15 protein-coding genes are annotated in these 16,940 nt (G+C 72.3%); 8 read left to right on the forward strand and 7 right to left on the reverse strand.

The features are described from left to right. Positions 1–97 precede the first annotated feature (97 nt). Positions 98–1,270 carry a steroid 3-ketoacyl-CoA thiolase gene (locus tag ACFY1P_RS21105; protein WP_390751538.1) on the reverse strand — a complete coding sequence of 391 codons (1,173 nt, stop codon included), beginning with the start codon at positions 1,268–1,270 and terminating at the stop codon, positions 98–100. A 282-nt stretch (positions 1,271–1,552) separates the two neighbouring features. Between ACFY1P_RS21105 and ACFY1P_RS21110 the strand changes: the two genes are divergently transcribed. From ACFY1P_RS21110 to ACFY1P_RS21125, 4 genes are all read left to right on the forward strand, one after another. Next, complete coding sequence (locus ACFY1P_RS21110) at positions 1,553–2,791, forward strand: cytochrome P450 (RefSeq protein WP_390751539.1); 1,239 nt, start codon at positions 1,553–1,555, stop codon at positions 2,789–2,791. A gap of 169 nt (positions 2,792–2,960) precedes the next feature. Continuing rightward, complete coding sequence (locus ACFY1P_RS21115; protein WP_361531968.1) at positions 2,961–3,593, forward strand: DUF6230 family protein; 633 nt, start codon at positions 2,961–2,963, stop codon at positions 3,591–3,593. A gap of 1 nt (position 3,594) precedes the next feature. Next, the gene (locus ACFY1P_RS21120; protein ID WP_390751540.1) at positions 3,595–4,719 is read left to right on the forward strand and encodes a DUF6114 domain-containing protein; all 1,125 of its coding nucleotides are present in this window, start codon (positions 3,595–3,597) and stop codon (positions 4,717–4,719) included. Next, a complete protein-coding gene (locus tag ACFY1P_RS21125; protein WP_390751541.1) occupies positions 4,706–5,398 on the forward strand; it encodes a hypothetical protein in 693 nt (230 codons plus the stop codon). The genes ACFY1P_RS21120 and ACFY1P_RS21125 overlap by 14 nt, the downstream gene beginning before the upstream one ends. A gap of 37 nt (positions 5,399–5,435) precedes the next feature. On the opposite strand, the gene ACFY1P_RS21130 is transcribed toward ACFY1P_RS21125, so the two are convergent. Both ACFY1P_RS21130 and ACFY1P_RS21135 read right to left on the reverse strand, forming a co-directional pair. Next, complete coding sequence (locus tag ACFY1P_RS21130; RefSeq protein WP_390751542.1) at positions 5,436–7,481, reverse strand: bifunctional glycosyltransferase 87/phosphatase PAP2 family protein; 2,046 nt, start codon at positions 7,479–7,481, stop codon at positions 5,436–5,438. 169 nt (positions 7,482–7,650) lie between these two features. Next, positions 7,651–9,720, reverse strand: a complete 2,070-nt coding sequence (locus ACFY1P_RS21135; RefSeq protein WP_390751543.1) for a DHA2 family efflux MFS transporter permease subunit — start codon at positions 9,718–9,720, stop codon at positions 7,651–7,653. Positions 9,721–10,009: 289 nt separating this feature from the next. Here ACFY1P_RS21135 and ACFY1P_RS21140 point away from each other — a divergent pair, with 289 nt between their 5' ends. Continuing rightward, positions 10,010–10,684: an HAD-IA family hydrolase gene (locus tag ACFY1P_RS21140; RefSeq protein ID WP_390751544.1), complete on the forward strand. Its 675-nt coding sequence runs from the start codon at positions 10,010–10,012 to the stop codon at positions 10,682–10,684. Positions 10,685–10,709: 25 nt separating this feature from the next. On the opposite strand, the gene ACFY1P_RS21145 is transcribed toward ACFY1P_RS21140, so the two are convergent. From ACFY1P_RS21145 to ACFY1P_RS21160, 4 genes are all read right to left on the reverse strand, one after another. Then, the gene (locus ACFY1P_RS21145; protein WP_390751545.1) at positions 10,710–10,910 is read right to left on the reverse strand and encodes a helix-turn-helix domain-containing protein; all 201 of its coding nucleotides are present in this window, start codon (positions 10,908–10,910) and stop codon (positions 10,710–10,712) included. Then, positions 10,907–11,491, reverse strand: coding sequence for a Uma2 family endonuclease (locus ACFY1P_RS21150; protein ID WP_390751546.1), 585 nt, complete (start codon positions 11,489–11,491; stop codon positions 10,907–10,909). The genes ACFY1P_RS21145 and ACFY1P_RS21150 overlap by 4 nt, the downstream gene beginning before the upstream one ends. A 126-nt stretch (positions 11,492–11,617) precedes the next feature. Then, positions 11,618–12,199 (reverse strand): TMEM165/GDT1 family protein, encoded by a 582-nt coding sequence (locus tag ACFY1P_RS21155; RefSeq protein ID WP_361530030.1) that lies wholly within the window; start codon positions 12,197–12,199, stop codon positions 11,618–11,620. A gap of 183 nt (positions 12,200–12,382) precedes the next feature. Then, positions 12,383–13,219 carry an ABC transporter permease gene (locus tag ACFY1P_RS21160; protein ID WP_361530033.1) on the reverse strand — a complete coding sequence of 279 codons (837 nt, stop codon included), beginning with the start codon at positions 13,217–13,219 and terminating at the stop codon, positions 12,383–12,385. 322 nt (positions 13,220–13,541) lie between these two features. Here ACFY1P_RS21160 and ACFY1P_RS21165 point away from each other — a divergent pair, with 322 nt between their 5' ends. The 3 genes from ACFY1P_RS21165 to ACFY1P_RS21175 all read left to right on the forward strand — a co-directional run bounded on the left by ACFY1P_RS21165 (position 13,542) and on the right by ACFY1P_RS21175 (position 16,882). Then, on the forward strand, positions 13,542–14,183 hold the full coding sequence (locus tag ACFY1P_RS21165) for an HNH endonuclease family protein (RefSeq protein ID WP_390751630.1): 642 nt from the start codon (positions 13,542–13,544) through the stop codon (positions 14,181–14,183). 283 nt (positions 14,184–14,466) lie between these two features. Then, complete coding sequence (locus ACFY1P_RS21170) at positions 14,467–16,344, forward strand: FAD/NAD(P)-binding protein (RefSeq protein WP_390751547.1); 1,878 nt, start codon at positions 14,467–14,469, stop codon at positions 16,342–16,344. Positions 16,345–16,402: 58 nt separating this feature from the next. After that, the gene (locus ACFY1P_RS21175; RefSeq protein ID WP_390751548.1) at positions 16,403–16,882 is read left to right on the forward strand and encodes a DoxX family protein; all 480 of its coding nucleotides are present in this window, start codon (positions 16,403–16,405) and stop codon (positions 16,880–16,882) included. The last annotated feature ends 58 nt before the right edge of the window (positions 16,883–16,940 follow it).

Consider the following 16,940-nt stretch of genomic DNA (forward strand, 5'->3'; position numbering starts at 1 on the left):
CCGTACCCCTGCCTCGTGGTTCGGACCGGACCCGCGCACCCTAGCCACGCCGCGCCCGGGCGCACACCACCGCCCGACGCATACGAGCCACCAGGGCCTAACCGAGCCGCTGAATGATCGTCCCCGTCGCCAGCCCCCCGCCCGCGCACATCGTGACCAGCGCGAACTCCTTGTCCGCGCGCTCCAGTTCATGCAGGGCCGTCGTGATCAGCCGGGCGCCCGTCGCCCCGATCGGGTGGCCCAGCGCTATCCCTCCGCCGTTGACGTTGACCTTCTCCAGGTCCTGGTCGAAGACGCGGGCCCAGGACAGCACCACCGACGCGAACGCTTCGTTGATCTCGACCAGGTCGATGTCCTTGAGGGACATGCCGGCCCGGCCGAGGACGGCGCGGGTGGCGTCGATGGGGCCGTCGAGGTGGAAGTGGGGGTCGGCGCCCACGAGGGCCTGGGCGACGATACGGGCCCGGGGGCGCAGCCTGAGGGCGCGGGCCATGCGCTTGGAGGCCCACATCAGGGCGCAGGCGCCGTCGGATATCTGGGAGGAGTTGCCGGCGGTGTGGACGGCGTTGGGCATGACGGGCTTCAGCCCGCCGAGCGCCTCCATGCTGGTGTCGCGTAACCCCTGGTCGCGGTCGACGAGGCGCCACATGCCCTGCCCGGCGAGCTGTTCCTCCTCCGTCGTCGGCACCTGCACGGCGAAGGTCTCGCGCTTGAAGCGCTCCTCGGACCAGGCGCGGGCGGCGCGTTCCTGGGAGAGGAGGCCGAGCGCGTCGGCGTCCTCGCGGGTGAGGCCGCGTCTGCGGGCGATGCGCTCGGCGGCCTCGAACTGGTTGGGGAGGTCGACGTTCCACTCGTCGGGGAAGGGCTTGCCGGGTCCGTTGCGGGAGCCGCTGCCGATCGGGACGCGCGACATGGACTCGACGCCGCAGCCGATGCCCACGTCGATGACACCGCTCGCGATCATGTTGGCGACGAGGTGGTTGGCCTGCTGCGAGGAGCCGCACTGGCAGTCCACGGTGGTGGCGGCGGTCTCGTAGGGCAGGCCCATCGCGAGCCAGGCGGTGCGGGCCGGGTTCATCGACTGCTCGCCGGCGTGGGTGACGGTGCCGCCGACGATCTGCTCGACGCAGTCGGGCTGGATGCCGGTGCGGGCGAGCAGCTCCCGGTAGGTCTCGCCCAGCAGATAGGCGGGGTGGAGATTGGCGAGCGCTCCTCCGCGCTTGCCGATGGGGGTGCGTACGGCTTCGACGATGACGGGTTCCGCGGCCATGGTGGCGTCCTTTCGTGGCATCCGCAGGGCGTCCCGGCGCCCCGGACTCACGCTTCTCGCTCGTCGGGACCCGCCGCTGCCGAGCCGGCCCCCGATCCCCCGCCGAACTGGTACGCGTTCTACTTCCGTTCGCAGTCTTATGACTGCTACCCCCGGTACGCAAGGGTGGCGCACCCCCCGACCCGAGCAACAGATGGCGTTCCCGCCCTTGCCACTCCACGGCCCCCTCACTACCTTCGGGACACACCTGACGCACCGTCAGGCGTACGGAGGTGGTGGCCGATGTCCTGCCCAGCGCTGCCCGAAGGGTTCGACCTCACCGACCCCGGCCTCTACGAACAGCGGGTGCCGCTCCCGGAGTTCGCCGCCCTGCGGCGCACGGCGCCCGTCTGGTGGAACGCCCAGCCGCACGGCGTCGCGGGCTTCGACGACGACGGCTACTGGGCGGTCACCCGCTACGCGGACGTCAGGGAGGTCTCCACCCACCCGGAGCTCTTCTCCGCCGCCCTCAACACCTCGATCATCCGCTTCCACGAGAACATCGAGCGCGAACAGATCGACGTACAGCGGCTCATCATGCTCAACATGGACCCGCCCGAGCACACCCGCGTGCGCCAGATCGTCCAGCGCGGCTTCACCCCGCGCGCGATCCGGGCCCTGGAGGACGCGCTGCGCGAGCGCGCCCGCGCGATCGTCGCGGAGGCCCGGGAGGGCGGCAGCGGGAACTTCGTCACGGACATCGCCTGCGAACTCCCGCTCCAGGCCATCGCCGAGATCGTCGGGGTCCCCCAGGAGGACCGGGCCAGGATCTTCGACTGGTCCAACAAGATGATCGCGTACGACGACCCCGAGCTGGCCATCACCGAGGAGGTCGGCGCGACGGCCGCGATGGAGCTCATCTCCTACGCGATGACCCTGGCCGCCGGCCGCAAGGAGTGCCCGGCCGCCGACATCGTCAGCCAACTGGTGGCCGCGGAGGACGAGGGCAATCTGGCCTCGGACGAGTTCGGCTTCTTCGTGCTGCTGCTGGCCGTCGCGGGCAACGAGACCACGCGCAACGCCATCAGCCACGGCATGCACGCCTTCCTCACCCATCCCGAGCAGTGGGAGCTCTTCAAGCGCGAGCGGCCCGCGACGGCGGCCGAGGAGATCGTCCGGTGGGCGACGCCGGTCGTCTCCTTCCAGCGGACGGCGACGCGCGACACGGAGCTCGGGGGCGCGCAGATCAAGGCGGGGCAGCGGGTGGGCCTCTTCTACGCCTCCGCCAACAACGACCCCGAGGTCTTCGAGCGGCCCGAGGTCTTCGACATCACCCGGGACCCTAACCCCCACCTGGGCTTCGGCGGGGGCGGCCCGCACTTCTGCCTGGGCAAGTCGCTGGCCGTGCTGGAGATCGACCTGATCTTCAACGCGATCGCCGACACCCTGCCGGACATCGAACTCGCCGGCGAGCCCCGGCGGCTGAGGTCGGCGTGGCTGAACGGGATCAAGGAACTGCGGGTGCGCTACGCGCGGGACTGATCCACATCGCTGACGCCTCGTCAACTTCCTTTACTGCGGCCTGAATCGGTCCGTACCAACACCTTGCCGACGGACACGGGTGGACTTACTCTCGGGTACACCTCCGGGCCAGGCACGTTCGTTTCACGCCACTCCCCCGCTCGTACGCGGCTCTCCGAGAGGACATCGCATGAAGGACGCCCAAGGAAGACAGGTGACGGGACGCGTCAGGTGGCGGAAGTTCGCCGTGCTGGCCGTGCCCGGCTTCGCGGCGACGGCCGCGCTCGCCATCGCGCTCGCGGACGGGGCCCTGGCGGCCTCCTTCGCCGTGTCGGGGCAGCAGTTCAAGGTCAGCGCCAAGAGCCTGGACGGCGAGGGCTTCGCGCAGTACGGCGGCGTGGACGGCCAGGTCGGCAAGGACAAGCCCGGGGACCTGCTGCCCGTCGCCGTCACGGCCATCAAGAAGGCCGAGCTGAAGGACCTCTGCCAGTCCGTGGTGATCGGCATCCCCTTCATCGGCGACGTCTCGCTGAACCTCAAGGCCGGCGGCGGCAAGGACCCGGTCAAGGCGAAGGACCTCTTCGTGGACGCCACGCAGCTGCGGGGCAACGCCGAGTTCAAGCAGATCGAGATCGGCCGGGACGCCTCCACGCTCGACAAGGGGCCGAAGTCCGCGCAGGGCATGCAGGGACTCTTCGCCCAGCAGGCCGACCACGTGACCATCACCGATCTCCAGCAGGTCGCCTGGGCGACCAATGCCGCGACGTTCAACCTCTCCGGCCTGAGCATGGACATCGCCAAGGGCAAGCGGGAGTGCTTCTGACGTGGCGGTCGGCGTCGAGTCCGGCCGCCCGCCACGCCCCCCCTGGCTGGCCTGGCGCCAATGGCGCAAGGGGCGCCCCTTCTGGGGCGGTCTCTTCGCCACCCTGGCCGGCCTGGAGATCTGTGCCATCCCGCTCGCCCCGCTGAAGATCATGCTGCACCAGGGCATCGCGGGCATCCCGTCGGTCCTCCTGGGCCTGGTCATGGTCGTGATGGGCCTCAGCGCGTGGTTCGCCCCGCACTACCGGACGCTCGCCGGGATCGTGACCGTCATGGTCGCCGCGGCCGCGCTCGTCATGTCCAACCTGGGCGGCTTCCTGATCGGCACGCTCCTGGGCGTGGTCGGCGGCGGCATGATCTTCGCTTGGCAGCCAATGCCGGCGGAGCCGGGTGCGCCCCGAGAGGGCGCGCGACCGGGCGGGGAGCCGGGGCCCGCCGACGGCGAGCGCGACGTCAGTGGCTCGGGCACGGCCGCGCCCGGAGGCCCGGTGCCGCCCGAGCGCGACGCGCCTTCCGGGCCGACGGCCGCGGGCCGGGATCAGGGATCCGCAAGGTCTCACGGCGGTCCGGCGGCGCACCCGGCGACACCCCCGGCCGTGCCCGCACCGGACGCCCAGTCCGGATCACCCACGGGCCCGCGTCCGGGCCACTCACCGGCCGAGTCACAACCCGACACCCGTACCGACCCGAGCGACACCCCGACCGCTCCCCCGCCGCAGGCGCCCCGGCCCGACGCGACCCCGCCCGTCCCCACGCCGGAGACGGCCCCGCCGGAGGCGACTCCGACCGCTCCCCCGCCGGAGACGGCTACGCCAGAGGCGACCCGGCCAGAGGCAGCCCCACCGGACGCGACCCGGTCCGCCCCTTCGCCGAAGGCGACCCCACCGGAGGCAACCCACCCCAAGACCTCCCCACCCGAAGCACCCCCGACCGCTCCCCCGCCGGAGGCGACCCCGCCGGAGGCGACCCGGCCGGAGGCGACCCGGCCGCCCGCCGGGCCCAACCCCGAGATCAAGCCCTGGGTTCCCGCCGAGCCGTCACCGGGGCCCGGCCCGGGGCAGTCGTATGTCGACCACCAGCCCCGTCCCCACCTTCCGCACCAGAGGAGTTCCGATGACCGCTCGTAGACTCCGCTCCCGTGCCCTGCTCGCGTCCGGCGCCGGGCTCGCTCTTGCCTCCGGGCTCGTCCTCGCCGGGAGCGCGGGCGCGCACACCGCCGACGACGCCGGGTCGACGACCATCGCCCCCGCCGGTCACTACTTCGCGGCCACGCTCAACGGCAAGGCCACCTTCCAGCTCGGCCCCGTGGTCGTCACTTGCGCGGTCTCCGGCTCGCAGCCCACCGCGGGCGGCGGCGACGCGAACAACCAGATACCCGCCGCCCCCGCCAACCACAACGACGCCGGCCCGGTCGTCAGCGGCCTCAACTCGCCCACGTATTCCTCCTGCACCACCAGCCAGGCAGGCGTGAGCGCGACGGTCACCACGTCCGGCGCCTGGAGCGTGGCCATGCAGTACGGCACGCCGACGACGGCCACCCTGACCATCCCCACCGGCGGCCTGGTCGTACAGACCACCGGGCTGGTCAGCTGCACGGTGACCGCGGCGCCCGACGCGGCGGCGAACCTCGCGGCCACCTTCGACAACGGTGCCCCGTCGCAGCTCGTCGTCACCGACGGCCCGGCGCCGGTGAAGGTCACCGGCGGCTTCGGCTGCCCGACCGCCACCACGTCGTCGCTCTTCAACGCCACCTACGACATCACGGACGCGACCGACCCGTCCTCGCAGATCACCGTGAGCAGCTGACGGACACCGCCCCGACGACCGGCGCGGGAGCGGGAGTTCAGCCCGTGGTCCGCGCCGGTTCCGTCGGCTCCGGGGCGGCCGGCGCGTCGCTCGCGCCCCGCGCCCCCGGCACCTTCCCCAGGGCCTTCCGGCCGGGCCCGGTCAGCACGTACTGGACGGCGAAGCCCGCGGTGACCACGAGCGCGCCACCGACCGCGTCCAGAAGGTAGTGATTGGCGGTGCCGACGATGACCGAGAGGGTCATCAGCGGATAGAGCATGCCCAGCCATCTCATCCACCCCTTGGGCGCCACCGCGGCGATCACGATGCCGCACCACAGGGACCAGCCGATGTGCAGCGAGGGCATGGCGGCGTACTGGTTGGAGAGCTCGGTGAGCGCGCCGAAGTCGGGGTTGGAGAGGTCCTGCGGGCCGTTGGCGGTGTCGATGAAGCCGCGGCCCGGCATCAGGCGCGGCGGGGCCAGCGGGTAGGCCCAGAAGCCGATGAGCGCCAGCAGCGTCGCGATGGACAGCGCCGTGCGGGCCCAGCGGTAGGTGCCGGGGCGGCGCACGTAGAGATAGACGAGCAGGGAGACCGGCACCAGGAAGTGGAAGGTGCCGTAGTAGTAGTCCATGCTGTCGGCCAGCCAGTGGGCGCTCGCCACGAAGTGGTTGAAGCCGTGCTCGACGTCGATGTGCAGGAACTCCTCGGCGCCGAGGATCTGCCGGCCGTGGGCCTCCGCGACGGAGCGCTCGTCGGGCGCGCTGCCGCGGATGAAGGAGTAGCCGAAATAGCCGACCCGTATCAGCATCAGCTCCAGGAAGACGTTCGGCCGGGACAGCGGCCGCTTCCAGAAGTGGAACAGCGGCACCCAGGAGAAGCGCCCCGGCTGCGGCTCGGTGGCCGGCGTCGGCTCCGGGCGGTCCCACAGCGGTGACGTCCGCAGGAGGAAGGGCACCGCGCAGGCGGCGACGATCGCGGCGAGCAGCGGCGCGTTGTCGCCGACGGGCCGCAGGACGGGGTTGTCGGGCATGAGGACCGTGCTGGTCAGGGTCATCACGAGGACGACCATGACGGGCCATACGAGCCGGTCGGCGCGGCGCTTGCCGACCCGGCCGACGACGGCGAGCAGGATCCACAGCTGCTGGTGCTGCCAGGCGGTGGGCGAGACGGCGACCGCGACGCAGCCGGTGAGGGCGGTGGCCAGGAGCAGCTGGCCGTCGCGGGCGTAGCGGGTGGCGCGGCGCAGGCCGAGCACGGTGACGGTGAGCGCGAGCAGGGCGTAGAGGGCGAGTTCGGCGGGGCCGCGCAGGCCGATGCGCAGCAGCAGGCCGTGCAGGGACTGGTTGGCGAGCCCGTCGGGCGCCTCGCCGAGGCCGGCTCCGGCGAGGTGGTGGACCCAGTACGTCCACGAGTCGTCCGGCATGGCCGCCCAGGCCGCGGCCGTGCCGAGGGCGAAGGCGAGGCCGGAGGTGACGGCGGCGCGGCGGCGCCCGGTCAGCCAGAGCAGCACGGCGAAGAGCAGCACGGCGGGCTGGAGCGCGGCGGCGAGACCGACGAGCACGCCGGGGACGACGCCGGAGCCGCGGGCCAGGCGCGGCAGGCAGCACGCGAGGAGCACCAGCAGCACGGGGATGATGCTGGTCTGGCCGAGGGTGAAGGTGTTGCGCACGGGCAGCGACAGCACGGCCAGGATGATCGCCGCGGGGGCGGCGAGCAGGGCGGTGCGGCGGCTGACGGGGGCGGGCAGCGAGCGGGCGGCGACCAGGGCGAGGGCGACGACGAGCAGGAGGGTGCCGAGGGTCCAGCCGATGCCGAGGCTGTGTTCGGCGGCCTTGGTCAGGGGTTTGAGCACGAGTCCCGCTAAGGGGGTACCGGTGAACTTGTCGGTGTCGTACAGCGAACCCTTCACATGGAGGACACCGTTGTCACCGATCCACCGTTCGAGGTCGGTCAGCCGGCGCTCCGGGGGGAGCCGCAGCACCACCGCGGCCTGACGGACGGCCAGCACTCCCGCGAGCAGCCACAGCGCGCCCAGGGCCAGCGCCGTCCGCGACCCCGCCCTCGGGGGTCTCCCGAGCCCGGCCCTCTGCGCATTCGCCACGCGCCGCCCCTTCTCCGGTCGCCCAGATCAGTCACCCTCGTAGGGCTGTTTGAGACCTTACCGAGTCCTGAGGGACAGACGCAGGCCACCCCCGGGTCACCTGACAAGTTCCCACAACTGTCCTGATCCGTACGGTCGGCGACGCGCTGCTCGCGGGATGTCGGGGTGCTCACCGCCGTGGGTCATGGTCCCTTTTCGCCGGGCCGTTGTGGGGCTGTTCCGAGTCCGAGCCGCAGAGTTCCGCGTTGAGTTCGGTCACGAGGCGGTGGAGGTCGGTGGGGCGGTCCTTGGACCACCAGTCGCCCAGGAGTTCGGCGAGTGATTCCTCGCGGGCGCGGAAGAGGCGTCCGGCGACGTCGCGGCCCTTGGGGGTGAGGATCAGCGGGAGTCCTTCGCGTACGGCGAGGCCGCGGGTCTCCAACTGCCGTGCGGCCTCGGTGATGATGCGCAGCGGGATGTCGACGCGCTCGGCGAGCAGGGCGGGTTCGGCGGAGCCGTAGCGGTTCATGCGCAGCAGCATCCAGCTCGCGGCGGGGTGGAGGTCGAGGCCCGCTCGTTCGGTGATCTCCTCGTAGACCCGGCGCTTGCCCTCGCGGCTGCCGAGGAGGGAGAGCGCGCGGGCGCACTCCTCGCGGGAGGTGCGTTCGACGGGGTTGCTGGAGAGGACCTCGCTGGTGTCGGGCGCGGTGACGCTGCCCCGCAGCGGCTCCTCGCGCAGGAGGAAGGCGAGGGCGAAGGCCACGAGTACGGCGGGGACGGCGTAGAGGAAGACGTCGGTGATCGACGCGGAGTAGGCGTCGAGCACCCCGGCCCGCACCCCGGCGGGCAGCGTGGCGACCGCGCGCGGGTCGGCCTTGAGGTGCTCGGGGGTGACGCCGGGCGGCAGGTGTGTGCCGGCGAGGGCGTCGGCGATGCGGGGGCCGAGCATGTTGGTGAAAATCGTGCCGAAGATGGAGACGCCGAAGGAGGCGCCGATGGACCGGAAGAAGGTGGCGCCGGAGGTGGCGACGCCGAGGTCCGCGTAGCCCACGGAGTTCTGCACGATCAGGACGAGCACCTGCATGACGAGGCCGAGCCCGAAGCCGAACACGAAGAAGTAGCCGCTCATCTCGGCCGTGCTGCTGGCCGGATCCAGCCGGTGCAGCAGGAGCAGGCCGATGGCGGTCAGGCCGGTGCCGGCGATGGGGAAGATCTTGTAGCGGCCGGTGCGGCTGACGATCTGTCCGGAGGCGGTGGAGGAGATCAGCATGCCCGCCACCATCGGCAGCATGTGCACGCCCGACAGCGTGGGCGAGACGCCCTGCACGACCTGGAGGAAGGTCGGCAGATAGGTCATGGAGCCGAACATCGCGAAGCCGACGACGAAGCCGATCACGGAGCAGAGCGAGAACGTCCGGATCCGGAACAGCTTCAGCGGCAGGACGGGCTCCGCCGCGCGCCGCTCCACGAGCACGAACGGCACCAGCAGGGCCACGCCCAGCACGCCGAGGCCGATGACCTGCCAGGACGACCAGGGGTAGGTGACGCCGCCGAGCGAGGTCATCAGCACCAGGCAGGTGGCGACGGCGGCGATGAGGAAGGTGCCGAGGTAGTCGATGCGGTGCGGGGTGCGGCGGACCGGGATGTGCAGGACGGCGGCGATGACGCCGAGCGCGACGACGCCGATGGGCAGGTTGATGTAGAAGACCCAGCGCCAGCTCAGATGGTCGACGAAGAGGCCGCCGAGCAGCGGGCCGAGCACGCTCGTACCGCCGAAGACGGCGCCGAACAGCCCTTGGTAGCGGCCGCGGTCGCGCGGTGGCACGATGTCGCCGACGATCGCCATCGACAGCACCATCAGCCCGCCGCCGCCCAGCCCTTGCAGCGCGCGGAAGGCGATGAGCTCGCCCATCCCCTGGGCGAGCCCGCACAGCACGGAGCCGATCAGGAAGATGACGATGGCCGTCTGGAAGAGCTTCTTGCGCCCGTACTGGTCGCCGAGCTTGCCCCACAACGGGGTCGCGGCCGTGGACGCGAGCAGATAGGCGGTGACGACCCAGGAGAGGTGGTCGAGGCCGCCGAGGTCGCTGACGATGGTGGGCAGCGCGGTGGAGACGATCGTCTGGTCCAGGGCCGCCAGCAGCATGCCGAGCAGCAGCGCGCCGATCGCGACGAGCACGGTGCGCCGGGGCTGCCCCTGGCCGGGTACGGGCACGGGCTCCGCGGCGGCCACGGAGGGGCCCGGGGTCTCGTCCGCCATGCGCTGGCTCCTGGGTGCGACTTCGATGGCGCTCGGGTGCGGCTGCCCGGTCCGGGGCGGCCGGCACGGCTCTTTCCTGGTGTCTTCGTCCCATCGTGTTCCGGATCGGGCCGCCCGGCCCGCCGGGGTAGGCCATTGGCATCGCGACCTCTGCCGCGATCAAGGCTGGACCTGGGCTGTTGGAGTTCCGCCGGACTTTTTGTATCGTTAGGGAACAAAGTGGCTCCGCTCGTATTCCCTGACCGGCGGGCGGAGCCGCTTGTCTTCCTCCCGCGCTCTGGAGTCGCCGATGCCGGCCAACGCCCCCACCACGACCACCCTGACGGCCCGCGCCCTCCTGCTGGACATGGACGGCACGATCGTCAACTCCGACGCCGTGGTCGAGCGCTGCTGGCGGGCCTGGGCGGACGAGCAGGGCCTGGACGCCGAAGCGGTGATGAAGGTCGTGCACGGCCGCCAGGGCTACGCGACCATGGCCGTCCTCCTCCCGGACCGCCCCATGGAGCTCAACCACGCCGACAACCGCCGCATGCTCGCGGCCGAGACCGCCGACGTCGACGGCGTCGTGCCGGTCCCCGGCGCCCCGGCCTTCATGGCCGCCCTCGCCTCCCTCCCGCACGCCCTGGTCACCTCCGCCGACCGCGGCCTCGCCGAGGCCCGCATGGGCGCGGCCGGGCTCCCGATGCCGCGGGTGCGGATCACCGCGGAATCCGTGGGCGCGAGCAAGCCGGACCCCGAGGGCTTCCTCAAGGGCGCCGCCCACCTCGGCTTCGGCCCCGCGGACTGCGTCGTCTTCGAGGACTCCGAGGCGGGCATCGCGGCGGGCAAGGCGGCCGGCATGCGCGTCGTGGGCATCGGCCCGCGCGCGGCGGCCCACGGCCCGGACGTGGCGGTGCCGGACCTGACGCACGTACGGGTCGAGGCGCTCGCGGAGGGCGGGATCGCGCTGCACGTGGGGGGCTGAGCGGAGTCGCGTGGCCCCGCAGAGGTCACGGGCGCGGCGAGAAGTCCAGGACCACGTCGCACTCCAGCGCGGCCGCCAGCCGCTGAAGTACGGGAATGGTCGGGACCACCTTCCCGGACTCGACCCGCGAGATGAACGCCTGCCCGGTCCCCGCACGAGCCGCGAGCTCCAACTGCGAGAGCCCCAGCGCCACCCGCCGGGCGCGCAAGAGATCGGCGGCGGTCAACGCGCGTCCTGGCTGTAGCGCGGCAGTTCGCCGGTGTCGATGCCCCACTCCCCGATCGGGATCTTGTCGCCGAAGACATAGGGAACACGGGCCTCGTACACGGGAATTCCCTCCCGCGAACCGATGGCCCAGTGGTGCACGCACGTGCCGTCGCGCGGATCGACGATCAGGTAGTGCGGAATGCCGAGCCGCGGATAGTGGTGCAGCTTGCTCTCGTAGTCGTTCTCGGGGTTCGAGGGGGAGACGATCTCGACAGCCGCGAGGAGCGCACGGGGGCTGATCGCGCTGTCGGTGTCCATGGCCGCCTCGGGAAGAGCGAGAACGTCGGGACGCCGCAGCTGCCCCAGACCCGCTTCCTCGATGTCACCGGAGGTCGTGGCCACGATGCCGTCCGGCAACTGCGGCTGAAGCTGACGCTCGATGCGCAAGGCCGCCAGGCCGTGACGGCCCGCCGGGCTCATCATCATGATGATCTGGCCGTCGCTGATCTCGACGTGGGGGCTGAACGGCGGGGGCGGCGTGAAGTGCTCGGCGAAGGCACGCAGGTGCTTGTAGATCTCTTGCTGCGGAGGAGTCGCCATATCCGCGGTGTATGACGAAATCGTCATATCCGGCTCGGCGTACGACGCGAGCACGCCCACCCGCTCGGAAGCCCTCACCGTGGCGGGGCCTGAGACTTCAGGCCCCGAGACCGGCCAGGAGACCCGTCAGCCCGCCGCCGCCTCGTACAAGCTGAAGCCCGCCAGGGCCAGCATCACCAGGGCCGCGATCTTCGTGATCAGGGCCAGGGGGACGTACTTCATCAGCGTGCGGCCACCCACGATGCCGAGGCCCGCCACCGCCCACAGGCCCAGCGTGGCGCCCACGCCGACCGAGACGGGGTCGTCGTAGCGGGCGGCGAGGTTCGCGGTCATGATCTGGGTGAGGTCGCCGAACTCCGCGACCAGGATCAGCATGAAGCCCGCGCCGGAGACCTTCCAGAAGGACTGGTCGGCGGGCTTGGCGATCTCCTCCTCGCCGTCGTCCTTCTTGAAGAGGAGCACGGCCGCGCCCGCGAGGAAGGCGAGGCCGACGATCACCTGGAGGATCCGGTGCGGGAGCAGCGTCAGCAGGCTGCCCGCGGCGATCGCCAGGACGACGTGGACGAGGAAGGCGGCCGCGACGCCCGCGAAGACGTACGAGGCGCGGTAGCGGGTCCCGAGCATCAGGGAGGCGAGGGCCGTCTTGTCGGGAAGCTCGGCAAGGAAGATCACGCCGAAGACCAGGGCGGCGACGGTGAAGCTGAACACAGGACAATTCCTCGGTGGGTCGGACTGCCGTACCGAGAGACCTGCGGGAATTCAGGGGTCGCTTCGGCACGGCAGCGTCATGGACACTGCGGCCGAAGGTCTCGCTGGCCTACGGAAGACTTCCGTCTGCCTCCGGGCGCCGGCTGGTGTGACCCAGCAGTATGTCGACGGTCCGGCGAAGAGCTACTCCCCTTCTGCTCCGTTCAGGGTACGTGATCGCTTGAAACCGGGCCACCGGCGCCCGCCCGGCGACGGCTCCCGGTGCAGCACGCCCCGCGCGATCAGCTCCAGCGTGACGGCGACGGCCACCGCCTGTACGGCCATGAGCGCGACCAGCACGAACAGCTGCACCGCCCCCGCGAGCGTCGGCGAGGCCCCGCCCAGCAGCATGCCCACGAAGGCACCCGGGAGGGTGACGAGCCCCACCGTGCGCGTCTGGTCCAGGCCCGGCAGCAGCGCGTCGGAGGCCGCCGGGCGGGCGATCTCCAGCCGCGCCTCGCGGTCGAGCAGACCGAGCGCCATCCCCGCCTCCACCTCGCCGTGCCGGGTGCGCAGCTCGTCCAGCGCGCGCCGCCCCGCGAGGACAGTGGCCGTCAGCGCGCCGCCGATGAGGATGCCCGCGATGGGGATCAGGGCGATGCCCTTGACCGGGACGAGCCCGGTGAGCAGCAGCGTCACCACCACCGGCAGCACTCCCGCGCCGATCGGCACGGCCGCCCACCACCAGGTGGCGTTGTCCGTGACGCGGCGCCCGGCCGTCCGTACGGCCACCGCGAACATCAGCAGGACGAAGCACAGCAGCAGCGGCAGGGCGTGGACCACCCAGCCGATCAGCGCGGAGACGACGGCCAGTTGGGCGGCGGCGCGCAGTCCCGCGACGGCGATCGCGCGGGCATAGCCGCGCTCCCGGCCGTCGGCCAGGTGGGCGAGGGCGGCGACCCCCACGGCGGCGACGAGCAGGGCGGCGAGTACGGCGCCGAGAGTGGCGTTGACGGGCAGCAGGGCTGCGGCGGCGAGCACGTCTCACCATAGGCGGTGGGCGGCGGAGTCCGTGGCCGGCGCCGCGGGTGGTGTCGCTCCCGCACCACCGCCGCGCGGCGGTTTCCCTCCACCGCCGGAGGGGATTCCGGGCGACTCGAACTCGCCCTGATTGCAGGGTCCATGACTGCCCGCCAGGATCAACTTCACGTCCGCAACCTCTTGCGTTGACATGGCCGCGTCGCCACGCTGTTACCTGGCCAACACCCCACGGAAACCGGCCGTCGCAATCATGGCCGCACCTGACCGGCCGTCACCCCCCACCAAGGGAGTTCCCATGCCCGGAATGCGTACCCCCACTTCCCTGTGCAACGTCTACGCGCGTCGCGCCGCCGTCGCCGGCGGGCTCGCCGCGCTGGTCGGCTCGCTCGTCCTGGGCGGTCCCGCCGCGCAGGCCGCGCCGCCTGCCCCGGCGGACGCCGCGACGGCTCGCACGTATCTGGGCGAGCTGAGCGTGCAGGCCGAGGGGTCGATGGACGGCTACAGCCGCGCCAAGTTCCCGCACTGGATCACGCAGCACGGGGAGTGCAACACCCGCGAGGTCGTCCTCCAGCGCGACGGCGACAACGTGAAGCAGGACGGCAAGTGCGCGGCGGTGTCCGGCACCTGGCACTCCGCGTACGACGGCGCGACCTGGACCGACGCGCAGAGCGTCGACATCGACCACATCGTGCCGCTCGCGCAGGCGTGGCGGTCGGGGGCAGCCAAGTGGACCACGGCCCAGCGGCAGGCCTTCGCCAACGACCTGACCCGGCCTCAGCTGATCGCGGTCACCGACCGGGTGAACCAGGCGAAGGGCGACAAGGACCCGGCGCAGTGGATGCCGCCGCTGAAGTCCTACGGGTGCACGTACGTCGAGATGTGGGTGACGGTGAAGCACTACTACAAGCTGAGCGTGGACCCGGCGGAGAAGAACGCGATGGAGAAGGTGCTGGGCGGCTGCTGACGGGCCGGGCCCTCACCGCCTCCCCGAGAAGCCGAACCACGCCGCGACCCCGTGGACGACAGCGATGAGTCGCCGCATGCGGACTCCTTTGCAAGGAAGGGAAGTTGAGGACAGACCGAGGACTTCCCCGCCCCGTGCGGCGCCACGCCCGATTCACTCGGAAGGGGTAAGTCAACCACCACCCACGGGCCCGCTTCCGGTGAACCGAGGAATCCGTTCGACGTGCTTCGACCCGACGCCATGATGGGCCGACCTTGTCGCCCTCGGCCCCCGGGAGAGCACCGTGGCGCACCATGCGATAGCCGTCGTCGGCGCGGGCCCGCGAGGGGCCGGCGTGCTGGAGCGGATCTGCGCCTCGGCGCCCGAACTCGCCCCGCGCGCCCGGCTGACGGTCCATGTGGTCGACCCCGCGCCGCCGGGGGCGGGCAGCGTGTGGCGCGTCGACCAGCCCGCGGAGCTGCTGATGAACACCGTGGCCTCGCAGGTCACGGTGTTCACCGACGACAGCGTGGAGTGCGCAGGTCCGATACGCCCCGGGCCGAGCCTGCACGCGTGGGCGGGCGGGCGCATCGGCCCGGACGACTATCCGACGCGCGCCTGCTACGGGCGCTATCTGGCGTGGGCCTTCGCGCGGACGGTGCGGACCGCGCCGGAGAACGTGACGGTCCGGGTGCACCGGGCGAAGGCCGTACGCCTGGTGGACGAGCGGCCCCCGTTCCAGAGCCTGACCCTCGACACCGGCCGCACGCTGCGCGGGCTCTGTGCCGTGGTCCTCGCCCAGGGGCATCTGCCCGCGGCCCCGAGCGGGGAGGAGGCCCGGTTCGCCGCGTACGCCGCCCGCCACGGACTGCGGCACGTCCCGCCCGCCAACCCCGCCGACGTGGACCTCGACGGCGTCCGCCCCGGCGAGGCCGTGCTCCTGCGCGGTCTGGGGCTGAACTTCTTCGACCACCTCGCGCTGCTCACGACCGGCCGCGGCGGCACCTTCACCGCGCGCGACGGCGGGCTCGTCTACCACCCGTCGGGGCGGGAGCCCCGGCTGTACGCGGGGTCGCGGCGCGGTGTGCCCTACCAGGCGCGCGGCGACAACCAGAAGGGCGCGTACGCCCGGCACACCCCGCTGCTGCTGACTCCGCAGGTCATCGACGGGTTCCGCAAGCGCGCGGCCTCCGGTGACGCGCCGGACTTCCTGGCCGAGGTGTGGCCGCTGGTGGCCGCCGAGGTCGAGGCGGTGCACTACACGACGCTGCTGGAGGGCAGCGGGCTGCCCGCCGACCGGTTCCGCGACCGCTTCCTCACGGCGGCGCTCACCCGGGACCCCGAGGCCGTACGGGACGTGCTCGACGGCTTCGGCGTCGCGCCCGCCGACCGCTGGGACTGGGCGGCGGTGGCCCGGCCGTACGGCGAGCGGCGCTTCGAGGGGCGGCGGGACTTCCGCGCCTGGCTGCTGGCGTACCTGCGCGAGGACGCGGCCCGGGCCCGCGCGGGCAACGTCAGCGGCCCGGCCAAGGCGGCGCTGGACGTGCTGCGCGACCTGCGCAACGAGCTGCGGCAGATCGTCGACCACGGCGGGCTGGCCGGCGCCTCGCACCGGGAGCACCTCGACGGCTGGTACACGCCGCTGAACGCCTTCCTGTCGATCGGCCCGCCCCGCCGCCGCATCGAGGAGACGGCCGCGCTGATCGAGGCGGGCGTGCTGGAGGTGCTGGGCCCGGGGCTGGAGGTGGCGACGGACACACCGGGCGTCTTCACCGCGCGCTCGGCGGTGGTCCCCGGTTCGACGGTGTCCGTGACGACCGTCATCGAGGCGCGATTACCGGCGCCGGACGTGCGGCGCACCGGGGACGCCCTGCTGGCCGGACTGCTGCGGACGGGACAGTGCCGGGCACACCGGGTGGGCTCCCATGTGACGGGCGGCCTGGACGTCACGCCGAGCCCGTACCGGCTGATCGACGCGCGGGGGCGGGCGCATCCGCGCCGGTTCGCGGTGGGCGTGCCGACGGAAGGGGTGCGCTGGGTGACGGCGGCGGGCGCCCGTCCGGGTGTGAATTCGGTGACGCTCGCGGACGCCGACGCGGTGGCGCGGGCCGTGCTGCGAACGTGTCGCGGGTGGTCATCGGGGTCGACGCCACAAGAACTTGAACTTGCAAGTATCGATTAGGTGTACCTAACCTGTGCTCCTCGGCGTTCCTGTCCCCGACACGAGGAGTCATTCCGCGATGCCCCCCACCACCGCCCCTTCCGCCGCGCCCGCCGGCACCGCCGCCGGCTCCACGGCCCAGGCCGCGACGCTCACCGACCGGCTCGACGCCGCCCGGCCCTACGCCCTCTCGGCGTTCCGCGTCGTGGTGGGCCTGCTCTTCGCCTGCCACGGCGCCGCGTCCCTCTTCGGCGTCCTCGGCGGCGCCGCGGGCGTCGGCGGCACGATCGAGGCGGGCACCTGGCCCGGCTGGTACGCGGCCGCCATCCAGCTCGTCGGCGGTGTCCTCGTGCTGCTGGGCGCCGGCACCCGCAGCGCGGCCCTGATCTCCTCCGGCTCGATGGCGTACGCGTACTTCGACGTGCACCAGAGCATGGCCCTGTGGCCGATCCAGAACGGCGGCGAGGCGTCCGCGATGTTCGCGTGGGCGTTCCTGCTGCTCGTCTTCACCGGCCCCGGCGCCATTTCCCTGGACCGGCTCTTCCGCCGCACCCGGTGACCCGGCGGCCCGGATCCGGCTGGGCTCAGCCGGGTCCGGGCCGTCCGGCGACGCACGT

The organism is Streptomyces sp. NPDC001407, from assembly GCF_042895325.1.
Classification (GTDB): Bacteria; Actinomycetota; Actinomycetes; order Streptomycetales; family Streptomycetaceae; genus Streptomyces.

Excerpts from the sequence above, each read along its gene's own strand:
- ACFY1P_RS21105 (WP_390751538.1), bottom strand. The coding sequence starts at position 1,270 with ATGGCCGCGGAACCCGTCATCGTCGAAGCCGTACGCACCCCCATCGGC.
- ACFY1P_RS21125 (WP_390751541.1), top strand. The coding sequence starts at position 4,706 with ATGACCGCTCGTAGACTCCGCTCCCGTGCCCTGCTCGCGTCCGGCGCC.
- ACFY1P_RS21115 (WP_361531968.1), top strand. The coding sequence starts at position 2,961 with ATGAAGGACGCCCAAGGAAGACAGGTGACGGGACGCGTCAGGTGGCGG.
- ACFY1P_RS21135 (WP_390751543.1), bottom strand. The coding sequence starts at position 9,720 with ATGGCGGACGAGACCCCGGGCCCCTCCGTGGCCGCCGCGGAGCCCGTG.
- ACFY1P_RS21175 (WP_390751548.1), top strand. The coding sequence starts at position 16,403 with ATGCCCCCCACCACCGCCCCTTCCGCCGCGCCCGCCGGCACCGCCGCC.
- ACFY1P_RS21140 (WP_390751544.1), top strand. The coding sequence starts at position 10,010 with ATGCCGGCCAACGCCCCCACCACGACCACCCTGACGGCCCGCGCCCTC.
- ACFY1P_RS21110 (WP_390751539.1), top strand. The coding sequence starts at position 1,553 with ATGTCCTGCCCAGCGCTGCCCGAAGGGTTCGACCTCACCGACCCCGGC.
- ACFY1P_RS21150 (WP_390751546.1), bottom strand. The coding sequence starts at position 11,491 with ATGGCGACTCCTCCGCAGCAAGAGATCTACAAGCACCTGCGTGCCTTC.